Raw genomic sequence first — 17,727 nt, 5'->3', positions numbered from 1 at the left:
TAGATTAAACAGTGGTTCTTGCGACCACTTCTTCAATCGTCAACTGTAAATGTTTAGGTAACAGATTGTCCTTAGGCAATACAGATAATTGTCGGTCTTCATTGCTGTCAAACACATTTTTGAAAACGGGTTTCTTATCGCTCAATACTTCACAAATCTCCTTAATCAAATCACTATGATGGATTAAGTCTTTACTACCTAGGTGGAAAATTCCGCGCCTTCTTCTATTAATTAAGTAATGTATTTGCTGCGCCAGCTTGTCAATATGAGCGGCGTTGATCACGACATTGGGAAAAACCTCAATGGGAATATCGTTTTGAATTTGCGCTTTGAGTTCCTTAACTCGTGGACTTTGAGCACCGAAAATCATCGGTATGCGGCAAATCACATATTTATCTGGAGGCAGTCTTAACAACCTGTTTTCGATCTTAATTTTAAGCCTGCCATAAATACTCTCTGAAAAAGTCTTATCGTATTCATAGCTGGGGAAATTTGTAAAGCGGTCAAAAACGTTCGCGCTGGATAGAAACAGCAATCGGCAATCATTGTTCATGATATACGTAATCAATTGATCGTGTAGATACAATTGACTGTTTTCATTACCTCTTACCGCACTTATGATGTATTTAGGCTTCAGCTTATCCAGCAGGATCTCAACCATATCAGTCTCCATGTCAAATTCATGGAAATGCTGGTTGTTTCTAAATTCAGATTTGTCGCTTAAGTACGTCGCATGCACATCATACAATGGCGCTAGCTCTTTATAGATCGCATTGCCTACAAAACCGCTACCGCCTATGATCAATATCCTATTCAAATAATTACGATTTGTAGAAAGGAAGTTTTACAACGGTCGCAGGCACTAATTTCTTGCGTATCTGTATAAAGATTTTACTGTCAGGAATACCTAGAGATGAAGGTACGTAGCCCAATCCCAATCCGACATTTAGAGAAGGCGACATGGTACCGCTGGTTACCATTCCTATAGGGTTGCCCTCAGGATCTGTGATATTGTATCCACCGCGAGGTATGCCTTTCTCATCCATGGTAAAACCTACGAGTTTGCGATGTACACCGTTTTCTTTTTGGTCTGCAAGATGTTCAGAATTAACGAAGTCCTTGGTGAATTTAGTTACCCAACCTAGCCCAGCTTCTATGGGACTTGTAGTGTCGTCTATATCATTTCCATATAGACAAAAGCCCATTTCAAGTCGCAGTGTATCTCTTGCAGCAAGTCCTATGGGTTTGATGCCATAGCTTTTACCTGCTTCCAGCACACTATTCCATATTTGTTCCACCTCACTATTCTTGCAGTAAATTTCAAATCCACCGCTACCAGTGTATCCTGTGGCGCTGATGATGACGTGTTCCGCTTTCGCGAAAGCGGCAACTTCAAAATGATAATACTTTATGGCAGAAAGATCAATGTCTGTCAACGACTGCATTGCCTCAACCGCTTTGGGCCCTTGAATGGCAAGCAGTGAATAATCATCACTTAAATCTCTCAAATCTGCACCTATGCTTTCGTTGTATTTTGAGATATGATTCCAGTCCTTCTCTATATTAGAGGCGTTGACGACGAGTAGGTATTGCTCGTCTTTTATCTTGTAAATAAGTAAATCATCAACGATGCCGCCAGTTTCATTAGGTAAATAAGAATATTGAGCTCTACCTATAACCAATTTTGAAGCATCGTTTGCAGATACTTTTTGGATCAATTCCAGGGCTTTGGGACCACTAACGATAAACTCACCCATGTGGGACACATCAAAGACGCCTACATCATTGCGCACGGTGTGATGTTCAATGGTCACGCCTTCATATTGTACCGGCATATTGTATCCTGCAAAAGGAACCATTTTTGCACCTAGCGCTTGATGAACATTAGTGAGAGCGGTGTTTTTCATATCCTTGTTTTATTGGGATGGCAAATGTATCAAAATAGTAGGGAAACGCACGTGCTTTGTTGTGCGATCCCACGATGCTTCCCATTTTTTAAGTCGGGTATTTATTAAATTGCGTACAAATCAAATTCATGAAAATTCTTACGGCTGCACAACTCGCAGAAGCCGATCAGGCTACCCTCAAATCCCAGAACATTTCAAGTATAGATCTTATGGAGCGTGTGTCCACGCTGGTATTCAATAAGATTCATGAGCGTTTGAATGGAGCTCCAGTACAGGTCAAGATTTTTTGTGGTATAGGGAATAATGGCGGTGATGGACTTGCCATAGCGCGCCACATGATACAGCATGGTTATCATGTGACCACCTATGTGACCAACTGCAGCAAGAAACGTTCTAAGGATTTTCTGGTTAATTATGACAAGATCAAAGAGGTCACAAAGGACTGGCCCATTTTGCTGGATTGCGAGGAGGATATTCCCGAAATTAGCCCCGAAGATATTGTGATCGACGCCATTTTTGGAATAGGCCTTAACCGACCTGTACAAGGCTGGATGGCGAGTCTATTCAACCGCATTAATGATTCTGGTGCGTTTACGGTAAGTATTGATATGCCTAGCGGTTTATTTTCTGATACGGCACAGCCGGCAGATTCTGCCGTGATTCAAGCAGATCATACATTTACCTTCAACAGTCCTAAGCTGAGTTTCTTTTTGAAGGATACCGGAAATTACACCGGCACTTTTGAAGTGCTCAACATAGGTTTGGATCCTACATTTATCCATCAGGCAGATCCTGCAGCCATGTTGATCACGAGCGAGTCTGCACAAAACATCTATCGACCACGTAAGAAGTTTTCACACAAAGGAGATTATGGTCATGTGCTTGTAATGGCAGGCAGCAAGGGAAAAATAGGCGCTGCCCTGCTGGCAGCAACAGCAGCCATCAATAGTGGCGCTGGTAAGGTGACGGCATACGTGCCGTCTTGCGGGAATGACATCCTTCAATCTTCAGTTCCAGAGGTCATGACAATTGCAGATTCTGGTATGGATCAATTGAACGATTTCAAAACGGATCTAGAGAAATATACCTTATGTATAGGTCCTGGGATAGGGACAAGTGATGAGGTGGTTTCCGCTTTCGCGAAAGCGATTAAACTTCAATCCTCACCAGTCCTCATTGACGCCGATGGTATCAATATCCTTGCGGCAAATAGCGAATTGCTAAAGGATGTGCCGGCCAAATCCATTTTGACACCTCATGATGGTGAACTAGAACGACTGTTGGGCTCCTGGGATTCCAGTATGGAACGATTGGACAAGGCGCGAGAATTTTCTAAGCAACACGATGTAATCCTCGTCCTTAAAGGTGCGCATAGCATTACCATTTATAAGAATCATATGTACATTAATTATTCGGGTAATGCTGGTATGGCAACTGCTGGTAGCGGTGATGTTCTTTCTGGGATTATCAGTTCCTTAATGGCCCAGAGTTATGATCCATTGATGGCGGCCGTTTTTGGCACATACATCCACGGTGCATCTGGTGACATCGCAGCGCAGACTTATGCTCATGAAGGATTGCGTGCTGGAATTATTTCCAATTTTGTTGGGCCAGCTATTTTGCAACTCTTCCGTCAGGAAAAGCAGCAGCAGTAAGAGACAGATTCATTTTAGAAATTAATAATACGATATAAAAAAATCCCGGGCAGCTGCTCGGGATTTTTGATTTAATATATAAAATGGTCTTACTCTGTAGACTCTTTTGCCTTTTCAATATTCACGGTAAGCTCGTTGGTTTTCTCATCAAGATCCATGAAGATGGAATCGCCTTCTTCCAACTGGCTGTTCACGATTTCTTCGGCTAGAGCGTCTTCAATATATTTCTGTATCGCTCTTTTTAATGGTCGTGCACCATATTGTTTGTCAAAACCTTTGTCTGCAATGTAATCTTTGGCTTTGTCACTTAGCTTCAAGTTATAGCCTAGATCATCTATGCGAGAGAATAATTTCGCCAATTCAATATCAATGATTTTATGGATATCCTCACGTTCTAAAGCATTGAAAATAATCACATCATCAATCCTATTCAAGAATTCTGGAGCAAAGGTCTTTTTCAAAGCACCTTCAATCACACCACGAGCGTTATCCATCTCTGCAGATTTTTGCGCTGCGGTACCAAACCCTACACCAGAACCGAAGTCCTTCAATTTTCTAGCCCCAATATTTGAGGTCATGATAATGATCGAGTTTCTAAAGTCAATTTTTCTACCTAAGCTATCTGTCAAGTATCCATCATCAAGTACCTGCAACAACATGTTGAATACATCTGGATGCGCTTTTTCAATCTCGTCCAGAAGGATGACAGAGTATGGCTTTCTACGAACTTTCTCGGTAAGTTGTCCACCTTCTTCATAACCTACATATCCTGGAGGTGCACCTATCAAACGAGATATGGCAAATTTCTCCATGTACTCGCTCATGTCCACTCTGATGAGTGAGTTTTCGGAATCAAATAATTCCTTGGCAAGAACTTTTGCAAGCTGCGTTTTACCAACACCAGTTTGTCCTAAGAAGATAAAGGAACCGATAGGCTTGTTAGGATCTTTCAATCCAGCGCGGTTACGCTGTATGGCTTTAACCACTTGCTTCACAGCTTTGTCCTGACCTATCACTAAATCGGTTATGGTATTATCAAGATCCTTAAGTTTCTTCATTTCTTTAGTAGCAATACGATTCACAGGTATTCCTGTCATCATGCTTACCACTTCAGCAACGTTCTCTTCGGTTACGGTATCACGCTGTAGTTTTGAAGCTTCATGCCATTCTTCTTGAGCCTCGGCGAGGGCTTTTTCAAGCTTTTTCTCGTCGTCTCTTAGTTTGGCAGCTTGCTCATATTTCTGCTTTTTGACCACATTGTTTTTCTCATGCTTGACATCTTCCAGTTGTTTTTCAAGATCCAGAATTTGCTGCGGAACTTCAATATTTGCAATGTGAATGCGTGATCCAGCCTCATCCAAGGCATCAATAGCTTTGTCTGGCAGAAATCGGTCTGTCATGTATCTGCTGGTCAACTTGACACAGGCTGCAATAGCCTCGTCAGTGTAGCTTACATTGTGGTGATCTTCATACTTTTCCTTGATGTTGTTAAGTATCTCAATCGTCTCTTCAACGTTAGTAGGTTCCACCATTACCTTCTGGAAACGACGTTCTAGTGCTCCATCTTTTTCGATGCTGTTACGATACTCATCAAGCGTCGTGGCACCAATACATTGAATCTCGCCACGTGCTAATGCAGGTTTGAACATGTTGCTCGCATCTAACGATCCAGCCGCACCACCAGCTCCAACGATGGTATGAATTTCATCAATAAACAGAATGATATCTTCATTCTTTTCAAGCTCATTCATCACCGCTTTCATACGCTCTTCAAACTGGCCACGATATTTTGTTCCAGCTACAAGACTCGCAAGATCAAGAGTGATCACTCGCTTGTCATAAAGAATCCTAGAAACCTTACGTTGAATGATGCGTAGTGCAAGACCTTCTGCAATGGCGCTTTTACCAACTCCAGGTTCTCCTATAAGTAATGGGTTATTCTTTTTACGACGGCTCAGGATCTGGGAAACACGCTGTATTTCTTCGGCACGGCCTACTACTGGATCCAGTTTGTCTTCTTCTGCCATACGGGTAAGGTCACGCCCAAAGTTATCCAATACAGGTGTTTTGGATTTTTTGTTCGTTTTCTTATCTCCAGATGGTGAAAATAAATTCTCTTTGCCATCATCCTTCATGTCTTCTGCGTCATCACTAAAGGATGAAGCTAGAGGATCTTCATAATTGTCATCGCTTTGAGAAAGTAATACCTTAAACTCTTCCTTGACTCCATCATAATCTACTCTAAGCTTGTTGAGCAGCTTAGTCGTCGGGTCATTCTCATTGCGTAAAATGCACAACAGTAGATGCGCCGTGTTGATCGACGTACTTTGAAAAAGTTTTGCTTCCAGAAACGTGGTTTTAAGCGCACGCTCTGCCTGTCTGGTCAAATGCAGGTTTTTCTTTTCATTTATGGTAGTGCTTGATCCTGGGTTTGCCGGGCTGAGAATCTCAACCTTTTTACGCAGGTGATCCAGATCAACAGATAAGTTGTTGAGAATTTCAATGGCTTTTCCATCTCCATCGCGCAACAATCCTAGCATTAAATGTTCAGTTCCTATAAAATCGTGTCCCAATCGCAGGGCTTCTTCCTTGCTGTAGGCGATCACGTCTTTGACTCTTGGTGAAAAATTATCGTCCATATCGCTTCTTTGTCTAAATGTAATTAAAGATTTGTTTCAAAAAGCATTCCGTATTGTAATAATGGGTTAAAGTGAAGTTACGCTTTCGCGAAAGCGTACTATCCACACGCCTCGCAACCTATTTTACAGTCTGGAATACTTATCCACAGATCGTGGTACAATGTGTTAATAAAAACAGTACCTAATATGTCGTAGAGCCTTATCATTACTGACATTTTACTTAAATTGCTCTTTGTTAAAATTATACGTAATAAAATAGATTTTAAATGGCAGATGGAGAAAAGTTAATCCCAATTAATATTGAGGATGAGATGAAGTCAGCGTACATCGATTATTCGATGTCGGTCATAGTGTCACGAGCACTGCCAGATGTGCGAGACGGCTTGAAACCCGTGCACAGACGAGTGCTTTATGGAATGTATGAATTGGGAGTTCTATCCAATCGTGGTTATAAAAAAAGTGCAAGAATCGTAGGTGAGGTCCTAGGGAAATATCACCCACATGGTGATACATCGGTTTATGATACCATGGTGCGCATGGCACAAGAATGGTCTTTGAGATACATGCTTGTGGATGGGCAAGGAAACTTTGGTAGTGTGGATGGCGATCCGCCGGCAGCCATGCGATATACAGAAGCTCGCATGCGAAAGATTTCTGAAGAGTTGCTTGCTGATATTGATAAGGAAACGGTAGACACCCAACTTAACTTTGACGATACGTTGTCAGAGCCTACAGTTCTACCTACCAAAGTACCTAATCTTCTAGTCAATGGTGCCAGTGGTATCGCCGTTGGTATGGCGACCAATATGCCACCACACAACCTTACTGAGGTTGTAGATGGAACCATAGCCTACATTGATAACAACGATATTGAGATCGATGAGTTGATGCAGCACATCAAGGCGCCAGATTTCCCAACTGGTGGAATCATCTATGGATATGATGGTGTGAAGGACGCCATGCATACGGGTCGTGGACGCGTTAAGATACGTGGTCGTGTTAGAATTGAAGATGTCAAAGGACGCGAGTGCATCATCGTTGATGAATTGCCATATCAGGTCAACAAAGCTGATATGATCAAAAAAACTGCAGACCTTATTAATGATAAGAAGCTGGATGGTATCGCCTCTATTAGAGATGAATCTGATAGAAAAGGGATGCGTATCGTTTATGTGCTTAAACGCGATGCTATTCCTAACATCGTTGTGAATACGCTTTACAAGCATACTGTGCTTCAATCGTCTTTCAGTGTTAACAATATTGCATTGGTAAACGGTCGTCCAGAAATGCTCAACGTTAAGGAGATGATCCACCATTTTGTGGAGCATCGCCACGAGGTGGTTGTACGACGCACCACTTATGAATTGCGCAAAGCAGAAGAGCGTGCTCATATTCTTGAGGGACTCATTATCGCAAGTGATAATATTGACGAGGTGATCAAAATCATTAGAGGTAGTTCTAATGGTGAAGAGGCCCGCGAGAACCTTATCAAGAGATTTGAGCTGTCTGAAATTCAGGCACGAGCCATTGTAGAAATGCGTTTACGTCAATTGACAGGTCTGGAACAAGACAAATTGCGTACAGAATACAATGAGCTGTTAATTACCATTGCAGACCTTAAGGATATTTTAGAGAAGAAGGAACGCAGAATGGAAATCATCAAGGAAGAGCTCGCAGAAATACGCGAGAAGTACGGCGATGAGAGAAGATCACAAATTGAATACGCAGGTGGTGACTTGAGTATTGAGGATATGATTCCTGATGAGCAGGTGGTCATCACCATCTCACATGCTGGATATATCAAGAGAACCAGCCTAACCGAATACAAAACCCAAAACCGCGGTGGTGTTGGTCAAAAGGCAAGTACCACAAGAGATGAAGACTTCTTGGAAGATATTTTTGTTGGGACCAACCACCAGTACATGCTCTTCTTTACAGAGAAAGGAAAGTGTTTCTGGATGCGAGTCTTTGAAATACCAGAAGGTAGTCGTACTTCAAAAGGAAGAGCGATACAAAACTTGATCAATATTGAACAGGATGATAATGTAAAAGCCGTTATCTGTACTCAAGATATCAAAGATGAAGAGTATATCAATAGTCACTATGTCATAATGTGTACTAAAAAGGGTGTGGTCAAAAAAACCTCGCTAGAACAGTACTCTAGACCAAGAACTAACGGTATCAATGCCATTACCGTGCGTGATGGTGATACATTATTAGAGGCCAAATTGACTACCGGCGATAGCCAGATCATGTTAGGTCTTAAGAGTGGTAAAGCCATTCGATTTGACGAGTCAAAAACCCGTCCTATGGGTAGAAATGCCAGTGGAGTGCGTGGTATAAGACTTGCCAATGAGAAGGATGAGGTTATAGGAATGGTTGCAGTGAACGATATGGATTCAGAGATTCTTGTGGTTTCAGAGAAAGGATATGGTAAGCGTTCCAGCCTGGAGGATTACAGAGAGACCAATCGTGGTGGTAAAGGAGTTAAAACCATTTCCGTTACTGCAAAAACTGGAGGGTTGGTAGCGCTTAAAAACGTAACTGACGATGATGATCTTATGATTATCAACAAATCTGGTGTTGCGATTCGTATCAACGTTTCAGATCTTAGAGTAATGGGTCGTGCAACCCAAGGTGTACGATTAATCAATCTTAAAGGTGATGATAGTATTGCCGCTGTCGCGAAAGTTGCCAATGAAGATGATGAGAACGATGATGAAACATTAGAAGAAGAAACATCCTCAGAAGCAACGGAAGATGGCATAACCCTTGCAGCTGATGACAGTGAAGAATAAAATTAAATAGATAAAGTAATGAAATATAAATTTTTAATAATGGGTCTGGCAATTTCTAGTATTGCCTTTGCCCAGAAAAAGGAGATTAGAAAAATAGAAAAGGCCTTAGAAAAAGGCGATTATCAAGAGGTTTCATCAGTGTTTTCTGAAATTGATGAAAACGAGGTTGAAGATAAGTATCAAGCAGATTATACTTTCTATAAAGCCGTCACAATGATAGGGAACCCGGGAAATCCAAAAGCATCTGGCGGTGAATTGACAGAATCTATCTCAACAATTGATAGAGCAAAAGAGTTAGGTTACGGCAACGATGAATACATTTCAATTTATAAGCAAGCTGCAAAAGCTGCCATTTTTGCTGAAGCACAAAAATTACTGAAAAAAGGTGACCAAAAAGGTGCTCTTGGGAATGTAGTATTCTTGACTAAACTTAATCCTGAAGACCAATCAATGAGACTAAATGCAGCTGATCTTGCTTACCGTATTGGTGATTTTGAGGTTGCAAAGACTAATTATGAAAAGCTAATGTCTGAAGATTATACTGGTATAGAGAAAACGTTTATCGCAACAAACGTGGATACCAACGAAGAAGAGGTTTTTCCTAATAAACAAGCAGCAGATTTTGCAGTTATTTCACAAAAATTCAAGGATTCAAAAGTTGAATTATCAAAATCGAAATTAGGTACTTTGGTTACTAACTTAGCATGGATGTATAAGAACGATGGAGAGTTAGAAAAGGCTAAAACGCTTTTCAGTGATGCTCAAGCCAAATATCCAAATGATGAAAGTTTAAAATTGGCCTCTGCCGATATTTACTTGCTACTCGGAATGAATGATGAGTATGAAAAAGCTATTTCTAAATTAAATAACAATATAACTGATCCAAAGGTTTTTGAAAATCTAGGAATTGCGGCAGGTGAAAAAGAAAATTGGGATCAAGCTATCGACTACTACAAAAAAAGTATTGAATTGAACCCTGACAATTATGTCGTTCAAAATAATATTGCCGTAGCCTATATTCAAAAAGGGAACCTAGAGGAAACTACTGCTGCTGAGCAGAAAGACTTATATATGAGTGCTGCCGAACACTATGAAAAAGTATTAGAGCTCAAGCCAGACATGGATTCAGCAAAACAAACTTTGATAAGTATTTACAAATCTTTTAAAATGGACGATAAAGCTGCTGCATTAGAAGCTGGTAATTAGAACTTATCTTTTATCAAATCAAAAACCTAGCATGTGCTGGGTTTTTTTATAGAATCTTTTTAATCATTCTCAGCTTATGGGAATGGCTGGAAGTATCTAAATTGAAGATGCCTGTTTGATCTAATCGGTCAATCCTGACTTTGCCATGGGCATGAATGATATAGTTATCTTTCATTATCATTCCGACATGGGTGATTTGACCTTCAGAATTGTCAAAGAATGCCAAGTCTCCAGGGTCTGATTCTTCAATGAAACTTAGGACTTCTCCATGTTTGGCTTGATCACTGGCATCTCGGGATAAAAAATAACCGTTGAGCTTATATATCAATTGGGTGAACCCACTACAGTCTATTCCCATGAAGCTGCGTCCACCCCATAAGTAGGGTGTATTGAGTAGCAACAATGCATCGTCAATTAATGCGGATTTGTTATCTATAGCCCCAGGAGTCGTAACAGCATTGAAGGAATAGCTGTCTCCCAAAAATTCTGCCGACGACACTTGAGAACCCATGATAATGGAACTAATGGTTTGGTCTGCATGAGTGACGGTGGTGATAGGATCTTTCGCGAAAGCGATATTCTTCTTACTACTCAGATTTGTATAATCAATTTCTGAGATTTCTTGATACTGCTTGTTGTCCACCCAACCTTCATAATCATCGTTGCTTAATCGAATACGTGACCATTTCTTGCGTTGTTCCAGTACTTTACAGACCTCGCCATATAAGATTTGAGAAACCATCTCGCTCTTATCGCTGGGTTCCTCTCGCATGGGAGCGATGGATATGGGACAAATACCGTATTTCATCAATTGTAAGACTCTATGACTATCGCAGATGCACCGCCGCCGCCGTTGCAAATAGCAGCAGCTCCTAATTTGCCACCTTCGTTTTTAAGGGTACTCAAAAGTGTAGTTACGATCCTAGTACCACTGCACCCTAAAGGATGTCCTAGAGATACCGCGCCACCGTACACATTGACGTTGGTATCCTTAATACCCAGTAATTTCATGTTTGCCAAACCAACAACAGCAAAAGCTTCATTAAGTTCTATGTAATCCATGTCCTTCAATTCTAGCTGTGCCTTTTTAAGTGCTTTGGGCAAGGCTTTTGACGGCGCTGTGGTAAAACGCTCTGGTTCTACAGATGCATCGGCATAACTTACTATGCTAGCGAGTGGTTGAATGTTTAATTCTTTTGCTTTTTCTTCACTCATAAGGATTATAGCAGCGGCACCGTCATTAATGGTACTGGCATTTGCTGCAGTGACTGTTCCATCCTTTGTAAATGCAGCTCTAAGTGATGGGATCTTGTCCATTTTTACATTGGTGAATTCCTCATCAGTATCCACAACGATGTCGTCACCTCTACGTTGTTTTACAGCAACGGGAACCACTTCATCCTTAAACTTACCAGCTTTCCATGCAGCTGCAGATCTTTCATATGACTGGATCGCAAATTGATCTTGATCTTCACGTGTAAAACCATTTTCCGTTGCGCATAAATCTGCACAAACGCCCATGGCCTGTTGATCATAGGCATCTACAAGCCCATCGCGTTGCATTCCATCTACCATGGTCGCTGGGCCAAATTTCTGTGGGTTTCTCAAATGCAAATAGTGAGGAATCTGGCTCATATTTTCCATACCACCAGCTATTACGACATCCTGATCGCCTAATGCTATTGATTGGGCAGCTAGTATGATTGATTTCATACCACTGGCACATACTTTATTGACAGCAGTAGCAGGAACATTATTAGAAATACCTGCGCCCAGTGAAGCTTGCTTTGCTGGTGATTGACCTGTGTTTGCCTGCACTACATGGCCCATGAAGACTTCTTGAACATGCTTAGGGTCTAGTTGAATCTTGTCCATTGCACCTTTAATTGCTATAGAGCCTAATTGCGTCGCTGGGACAGAACTTAGTGCTCCCAAAAAACTGCCTATAGGCGTACGTGCATATGAAACTATTACTACTTTTCTCATGGAGATGTTTTCTTGCGAAAATAATAATTTCAGGCGCTAATTTCTGTCAATAATATCTGAAAAGGGAACAATCTATAATTGTAACTGATAATTATTCTGAGAGTCGTTACTTTGCAACTATGAACACCTCAAAAAATAGACTGTATAAACATCAAGATCTCGTGATCAGGATATTTCTGGTGCTGTTTTGTACCGCTATTATCGTGTATTTTTTTCCTAAAAGTGATCGGTTTAAATATGATTACGCTCAAGGTGAACCATGGGAATATGAGACCTTGTATTCTCCTTTTCGCTTTGCCATAATGAAAGATGAAGAGGAGTTGGCTCAGGAACGTCTTGAAGTGATCGAGCAGACTCCTAGACATTTTTACAGCGTCGACGTTGATCAAAGTGAATTGTTGGAAAATTATGATCAAAGCCTCAAAGCAGGACTTGCTGATAGTATTTATGACAAGTATAATAGGAAAATAAAGAGCAGCGTCAAAGAATTCCTGTCAAATACGTATCGACAGGGATACCTTGAAGACGTCCAGGATCTTAAAGATATTCATCCCATTGTATTAAAAACTGGAGATGATGAGTTGCAGCAGTTGACTTATGGCGACCTTATAACGCCCAAAGAACTGAACCAGCAGTTCGTTGATTTGTTTGCTGACTTCCCGAATGAATTTAATGGAGTGCTCACCCGCCGACTCAAAGCGCTCATCGAGCCCAATGTATTTTATGACCAGCCTATTACAGATTTAAATATTGAGAGTGAGTTGGAAAAAATTCTTCCCACTCGTGGTTTGATAGCCCAAAATGCTAGAATTATCGCTCAAGGCGAAATTGTAGAAGGCGACAAGCTGCAGATTCTCAATACACTCAACAGCACTTATGAGTCGCAAACCTGGTCTGACTCGCAGTATAATTGGAAGCTATTAGGTTATGTGATTCTTGTAGGCATGGCATTGACAATGTTAATGTTGTTCATCAAAAAGTATAGAACAGAGGTTTACCTGAGTAATAAAAAGCTTCTTTTCATTTATTTCAACATTTGTCTTTTTGCCATTCTTACCGCAGCGGTGGTGAAGTTAGATGCCGTATTCGTTTACATAGTACCGGTTTGTATGTTGCCGCTTATTGTAAAGGCATTCTTTGATGCGCGTTTGGGATTATTTAGTCATGTGATCATCATATTCATTTTAAGCTTTGTCATTCCTTCCAGCGCAGAATATCTCTTTTTGCAGATTATGGCTGGTATCGTTACCATTTTATCAGGGAAGGAAATCTATAAACGCGCTAATTTGTTTGTGACAGTAGGTAAGATCGTTCTGGTTTATTTTATTTCCTATTTTGCCTTTTATGCAGTTTACCAAGGCGGCATCACAGGTTGGGAATGGGATAGGTTGTTATACTTCACCCTTTGTGGTCTGGCAATGTTGTTTGTATGGCCACTCATTTATGTGTTTGAAAAGATTTTTAATCTTGTTAGTGACGTTTCTTTATTAGAGCTTTCTGATACCAATTCTAAATTGTTAAAGGAACTGTCCAATAAAGCACCTGGAACATTTCATCATTCCTTGAATGTGGCAAACATTGCAGAGACCATTGCAAATGAAGTAGGAGCTAACGCGATGCTGGTTAGAGTAGGAGCACTCTACCATGATGTAGGTAAAATGGCAAACCCAACATATTTTACTGAAAATCAAGGAAACGGAATCAACCCGCATGATGATTTAGATCCAGAAGAAAGCGCTCAAATTATCATAGATCACGTCATTCACGGTGTGGAGATTGCCAAAAAATACAACCTTCCAGACCGCATCATCGATTTTATAAGAACTCATCATGGGGACAGTCTTGTCTATTACTTTTATAAAAGAGAACTGGATGAAAATCCAGAGCTAGACGAGAGCCTTTTTAGATATCCTGGCCCAAGGCCGTACAGTTTGGAAACGGCAATATTAATGATTTCAGATAGTGTAGAGGCTGCTTCTAAAAGTTTAAAAAGCCCCAGCAGCGTCGCTATCGACAAGTTGGTGGAAAATATCATCACGACACAAATGAATAATGGTCAATTTCTCAATGCAGATATTACTCTAAAGCAGATAGAAGCCGTGAAAACCATCATTAAAAAGAAACTTGCCAGTATGTATCATCTTAGAATTGAGTATCCTGAGTAAAATCGCATAAAAAAAGAGTTTATTCCTTTGGCAAATTATAAACATAACATACATTTGCATCCGCTTTCAGAAATGGTAGTCGTTCTTTAAAATAGGAGAGGTGCCAGAGTGGTAATGGAGCAGATTGCTAATCTGTCGACGGGTAACCGTCGCCAGGGTTCGAGTCCCTGTCTCTCCGCAAACTAATTAAGTCAGAACCGAGACTGACTAAAATAAAAATCGGGGTGTAGCGTAGCCCGGTCATCGCGCCTGCTTTGGGAGCAGGAGGTCGCAGGTTCGAATCCTGCCACCCCGACACTTGAAAAGCCTTGCAATCGCAAGGCTTTCTTTATTTATAGCCTTTTTAAATTGGCACCCATTCCATTGCAAATCGGAAATAATACGCACCTTTAGGCAATAAAATGCAACTTTGATTGCAAATCCATTGCAAATGATTGAAGCGGAAATAATACTAGACACTAGGCGCAAGAGCGATAAGGGATTCCCCTTAAAAATAAGGGTCTATGACAGCAAGCAAAAGAAACACGCCTATATTTCCCTAAGACAATACCAAGCCACAAAGAAGATCAAAATAACGGAATATATTGCAAATCGCGAACGGCAATTGCAAAAAGAAGTGGTTTACTGTAATGAAAATGGTTTTGGCCTGGCACTATCCAAGGAACTTATTAAGTCGGGCATACCCAAAAAAGTAACCAAATCCTTAAGCGATTACGTGGATCTATTCATTCAAGAGAAAATAGATAGAGGAATGAGCGTAGACCACTTCAAAGCATTTCAAAAGGAGTTTGGATATATGTTTCCCGATGTGCCTATTAAAGAAGTAGATTATAATCTAGTGGCTCAATTTATCACACGCAAAAAAAAGTCGGGAACTGGAGACGGTGGCATCTCTCATTACGTGCGTACCGGTTCTACCATATTCAATGAAGCGGTTAGGCGTGGAATAGTCGATAATAACCCATTTAGCGGTCATAGGATCAAACGTAAGCGCACAACACCTTTAATCCTGCCGACACTAGAGCAAGTTAGAAAACTGGCTTTATATGATGGTTATGGTAATAAGGCACAAAAAGCCAACCAAAAAAGGGTTGCAGATACTTTTCTGTTCCAGATACACATAGGCGGTCATTACATTAGTGATCTAGGGCAATTGTCAGATGACAATATAAAAGATGGTAGGATAGTGTTTAAACGCTATAAGAATAGATCGAAAGAGCAAGGCGGTGAACTCGTTGATAATATGCTAAGTGATTTCTCGAAAGCGTATTTGGATAAGTATGGTTTATGGTTCAAGCATCCTGAAGATTCTGGATTCAAAAACTTTAGGGATAATTATAACACCACATTAAGGCTCATATCTAAACGATTGGAGATTGAAAACTTGCGTAGCGGATTGCCGCGATACATATTTAAAACGGCATCCGAAGAATGCAGGGCTAGGAGTGTAGTTGTTAAAAAGATACAAGGACATAAGTTCCAGGCAGTCGATGAGGGTTATATAGGCAGGCTTAGTTATGATCTAATAGACCAAGAGCATCAAATGATACTGGATTATATTTTTGGATAGGTATATGAAGTAGTTAACTACAATGATTTTTTAGTCCGTTTTCTTCTTTTAAGTTCTTGATTTGCGATGGTTTCAATAAGTGGAAAAACTCTGTATTCAGCCCACCAACAGTTTGTTTCTGTTAACTCACTTCCATACTTTATTAAGTATTTTAATTCTTTATTTGTTTTCTGTTCAACTTCATCGTAAATATTAGCATAAAGTTGTGCCAATGGCATTAAATTTTCACGCCACTTATTGAAAGTCCTTTTTGTAATGGTTTTTGATTTATCAGGCACAGTAGTTAACACCGTACAACGATCAGGCTTATTTTTTGTTTCTTTGGTGTCTAATTGCTCAATCATAATTCATATTCTATTTAAAAGTTAATTTATAATTCACTCCCGAACGGTTATACTTTATATTACCCATCAATAAACCTAAGTATCGATTCTTTTACATAAGTACCGCGCTTACCACCTTTTTTTATCTTACCGTCCTTTACGTAGTTAAACAGCGATCTTTCAGAGCAATCTAACAACTCCATAGCCTCTTGTTTGGAAACGCACTTAGAACGCTCCTCAATACGTTGGCGCTTTGCCTCATTGTAGATGAGTTGTTCAAATAACGTTCTGGTTATGATTACGGTATCGGGCGGTATGTCAAAGCTGTGTTCCAAAGTGTTGGGTTAAATAATTTTAGTCATTCGATCGCAATCCTCTACTACCTTAATAGGTGTGTTGAAAATGCTAAATCCAGTAAGTTTATTACCTGAATCTTTTAATTCAAGCTGTATATCAATTCTTAATTTGTTCTTGATTCTTTTAGTTAATGTAAAAGTAGAATCGTCGCTATCAGAACTATAAAAGTTTTCAAATTCAACATCCGAATCCTTAAGAATATGTGTTAATATTCCTTGAACAGTTGTTCCTTGAAGTTGACCATCTTCATTTTTAAAATAGATTTCCATAATATTTTCTTTAGAACTACTGGTGGGTACGAAACCACATCCCAACCCCTAAATGAGACAAGTCCTTAAAGACTACAGTAGTTGTTAATTCTAAATTGTTGTAGGGTTAAAATGGTAGTGAATCATCATCCTCATCTGGAGCATTTTCAATTGGCTCATATTCTTCAAACGGTGGCACATTTGCTGGAGCAGTTCCAGCCGCTACCTTTTCAATACGCCAACCACCTATAGAATTGAAATACTTAGTTTCTCCTTGAGGGCTATCCCATTCACGACCTCTTAAGTTGATACCTATTTTAACGCTATCACCTACATTGTATGAATCCAGTAGAGCGCATTTATCTTGCACGAACTCAATCATTAAAGGTTGTGGATATTGCTCATCAGTCGTTACAACTACTTCACGTTTTTGGAATCCGTTAGATCCGTAGGATTTTGTTTCTCCTAATACTTTGATTGTTCCTTGTACTTCCATGTTTAGTATTTTTTACCGTGTTTATATTCTCTTAGTGAGTTGTATCGCATTTTAGCTTTGATATGCTGTTCTAAGTCAATGTTCTTAAATGCTGCTAAATCCATGACTCTAATCATTATATCTGCGAGTTCATCTTCAAAAGTGTCTTTGCACAATTCTTTGAAATAATATTTAAAATCCTCATCACTAGGGCTGCCGTTTAAAGTGTTCCAAGTATCATTTAATGCATTAGAATACTTGTTATTTCTGTCAGCTTCAAGAGCCTCACTAGCCTCTGAATGAATCAAAGCGATCATTTCGCCTATGTTCTTTTCATCCTCATAGAAACCGTTTTTCACATTGATTTCATGGATTTTTTTTGATAGTTTGTTTATCAT

15 protein-coding genes and 2 tRNA genes are annotated in these 17,727 nt (G+C 40.1%); 7 read left to right on the top strand and 10 right to left on the bottom strand.

Features of this window, described 5'->3' with window-relative positions; genetic code table 11:
• Positions 1-4: 4 nt before the first annotated feature.
• Positions 5-817, bottom strand: a complete 813-nt coding sequence (locus AAU57_RS12235) for a sugar nucleotide-binding protein (protein WP_055413181.1) — start codon at positions 815-817, stop codon at positions 5-7.
• A gap of 4 nt (positions 818-821) precedes the next feature.
• A complete protein-coding gene (gcvT, locus tag AAU57_RS12230; RefSeq protein WP_055413180.1) occupies positions 822-1,907 on the bottom strand; it encodes a glycine cleavage system aminomethyltransferase GcvT in 1,086 nt (361 codons plus the stop codon).
• 128 nt (positions 1,908-2,035) lie between these two features.
• Here gcvT and AAU57_RS12225 point away from each other — a divergent pair, with 128 nt between their 5' ends.
• Complete coding sequence (locus tag AAU57_RS12225; RefSeq protein WP_055413179.1) at positions 2,036-3,562, top strand: bifunctional ADP-dependent NAD(P)H-hydrate dehydratase/NAD(P)H-hydrate epimerase; 1,527 nt, start codon at positions 2,036-2,038, stop codon at positions 3,560-3,562.
• An 89-nt stretch (positions 3,563-3,651) separates the two neighbouring features.
• Here the strand turns inward: AAU57_RS12225 and AAU57_RS12220 are convergent, their stop codons facing one another.
• Positions 3,652-6,201 carry an ATP-dependent Clp protease ATP-binding subunit gene (locus AAU57_RS12220; protein WP_055413178.1) on the bottom strand — a complete coding sequence of 850 codons (2,550 nt, stop codon included), beginning with the start codon at positions 6,199-6,201 and terminating at the stop codon, positions 3,652-3,654.
• 266 nt (positions 6,202-6,467) lie between these two features.
• Here AAU57_RS12220 and gyrA point away from each other — a divergent pair, with 266 nt between their 5' ends.
• Entirely contained in the window at positions 6,468-8,999 is a 2,532-nt protein-coding gene (gene gyrA / locus AAU57_RS12215) for a DNA gyrase subunit A (RefSeq protein ID WP_055413177.1), read from the top strand.
• A gap of 18 nt (positions 9,000-9,017) precedes the next feature.
• A complete protein-coding gene (locus AAU57_RS12210; protein WP_082438625.1) occupies positions 9,018-10,205 on the top strand; it encodes a tetratricopeptide repeat protein in 1,188 nt (395 codons plus the stop codon).
• A gap of 46 nt (positions 10,206-10,251) precedes the next feature.
• Here AAU57_RS12210 and AAU57_RS12205 read toward each other — a convergent pair whose 3' ends face one another.
• Complete coding sequence (locus tag AAU57_RS12205; RefSeq protein WP_055413175.1) at positions 10,252-11,013, bottom strand: C40 family peptidase; 762 nt, start codon at positions 11,011-11,013, stop codon at positions 10,252-10,254.
• Complete coding sequence (locus tag AAU57_RS12200; RefSeq protein ID WP_055413174.1) at positions 11,013-12,191, bottom strand: acetyl-CoA C-acyltransferase; 1,179 nt, start codon at positions 12,189-12,191, stop codon at positions 11,013-11,015. The genes AAU57_RS12205 and AAU57_RS12200 overlap by 1 nt, the downstream gene beginning before the upstream one ends.
• Positions 12,192-12,310: 119 nt before the next feature.
• Between AAU57_RS12200 and AAU57_RS12195 the strand changes: the two genes are divergently transcribed.
• The 4 genes from AAU57_RS12195 (at position 12,311) to AAU57_RS12180 (ending at position 15,926) form a co-directional block, all read left to right on the top strand.
• Positions 12,311-14,356, top strand: a complete 2,046-nt coding sequence (locus tag AAU57_RS12195; RefSeq protein WP_055413173.1) for an HD family phosphohydrolase — start codon at positions 12,311-12,313, stop codon at positions 14,354-14,356.
• 94 nt (positions 14,357-14,450) lie between these two features.
• Positions 14,451-14,534: transfer RNA gene (locus AAU57_RS12190), tRNA-Ser, on the top strand.
• A 42-nt stretch (positions 14,535-14,576) separates the two neighbouring features.
• Positions 14,577-14,651 (top strand) — tRNA-Pro (locus AAU57_RS12185).
• Positions 14,652-14,786: 135 nt separating this feature from the next.
• A complete protein-coding gene (locus AAU57_RS12180; protein ID WP_055413172.1) occupies positions 14,787-15,926 on the top strand; it encodes a phage integrase SAM-like domain-containing protein in 1,140 nt (379 codons plus the stop codon).
• 17 nt (positions 15,927-15,943) lie between these two features.
• Here the strand turns inward: AAU57_RS12180 and AAU57_RS12175 are convergent, their stop codons facing one another.
• The 5 genes from AAU57_RS12175 to AAU57_RS12155 form a co-directional block, all read right to left on the bottom strand.
• Positions 15,944-16,270: a hypothetical protein gene (locus tag AAU57_RS12175; RefSeq protein WP_055413171.1), complete on the bottom strand. Its 327-nt coding sequence runs from the start codon at positions 16,268-16,270 to the stop codon at positions 15,944-15,946.
• Between the two features lie 59 nt (positions 16,271-16,329).
• The gene (locus AAU57_RS12170) at positions 16,330-16,584 is read right to left on the bottom strand and encodes a hypothetical protein (RefSeq protein WP_055413170.1); all 255 of its coding nucleotides are present in this window, start codon (positions 16,582-16,584) and stop codon (positions 16,330-16,332) included.
• Between the two features lie 9 nt (positions 16,585-16,593).
• On the bottom strand, positions 16,594-16,875 hold the full coding sequence (locus AAU57_RS12165; protein ID WP_156340151.1) for a hypothetical protein: 282 nt from the start codon (positions 16,873-16,875) through the stop codon (positions 16,594-16,596).
• A 106-nt stretch (positions 16,876-16,981) separates the two neighbouring features.
• A complete protein-coding gene (locus AAU57_RS12160; RefSeq protein ID WP_055413168.1) occupies positions 16,982-17,350 on the bottom strand; it encodes a DUF3127 domain-containing protein in 369 nt (122 codons plus the stop codon).
• Between the two features lie 2 nt (positions 17,351-17,352).
• Entirely contained in the window at positions 17,353-17,727 is a 375-nt protein-coding gene (locus AAU57_RS12155; RefSeq protein WP_055413167.1) for a hypothetical protein, read from the bottom strand.

Origin of the sequence: Nonlabens sp. YIK11 (genome assembly GCF_001413925.1) — a bacterium.
Taxonomy (GTDB): Bacteria; Bacteroidota; Bacteroidia; order Flavobacteriales; family Flavobacteriaceae; genus Nonlabens.
This window is presented reverse-complemented; position numbering and strand designations above follow the sequence as displayed.

Excerpts from the sequence above, each read along its gene's own strand:
- AAU57_RS12195 (WP_055413173.1), top strand. The coding sequence starts at position 12,311 with ATGAACACCTCAAAAAATAGACTGTATAAACATCAAGATCTCGTGATC.
- AAU57_RS12155 (WP_055413167.1), bottom strand. The coding sequence starts at position 17,727 with ATGATAAACAAACTATCAAAAAAAATCCATGAAATCAATGTGAAAAAC.
- gcvT (WP_055413180.1), bottom strand. The coding sequence starts at position 1,907 with ATGAAAAACACCGCTCTCACTAATGTTCATCAAGCGCTAGGTGCAAAA.
- AAU57_RS12200 (WP_055413174.1), bottom strand. The coding sequence starts at position 12,191 with ATGAGAAAAGTAGTAATAGTTTCATATGCACGTACGCCTATAGGCAGT.
- AAU57_RS12205 (WP_055413175.1), bottom strand. The coding sequence starts at position 11,013 with ATGAAATACGGTATTTGTCCCATATCCATCGCTCCCATGCGAGAGGAA.
- AAU57_RS12160 (WP_055413168.1), bottom strand. The coding sequence starts at position 17,350 with ATGGAAGTACAAGGAACAATCAAAGTATTAGGAGAAACAAAATCCTAC.
- AAU57_RS12210 (WP_082438625.1), top strand. The coding sequence starts at position 9,018 with ATGAAATATAAATTTTTAATAATGGGTCTGGCAATTTCTAGTATTGCC.
- gyrA (WP_055413177.1), top strand. The coding sequence starts at position 6,468 with ATGGCAGATGGAGAAAAGTTAATCCCAATTAATATTGAGGATGAGATG.
- AAU57_RS12180 (WP_055413172.1), top strand. The coding sequence starts at position 14,787 with ATGATTGAAGCGGAAATAATACTAGACACTAGGCGCAAGAGCGATAAG.
- AAU57_RS12225 (WP_055413179.1), top strand. The coding sequence starts at position 2,036 with ATGAAAATTCTTACGGCTGCACAACTCGCAGAAGCCGATCAGGCTACC.
- AAU57_RS12165 (WP_156340151.1), bottom strand. The coding sequence starts at position 16,875 with ATGGAAATCTATTTTAAAAATGAAGATGGTCAACTTCAAGGAACAACT.
- AAU57_RS12175 (WP_055413171.1), bottom strand. The coding sequence starts at position 16,270 with ATGATTGAGCAATTAGACACCAAAGAAACAAAAAATAAGCCTGATCGT.
- AAU57_RS12220 (WP_055413178.1), bottom strand. The coding sequence starts at position 6,201 with ATGGACGATAATTTTTCACCAAGAGTCAAAGACGTGATCGCCTACAGC.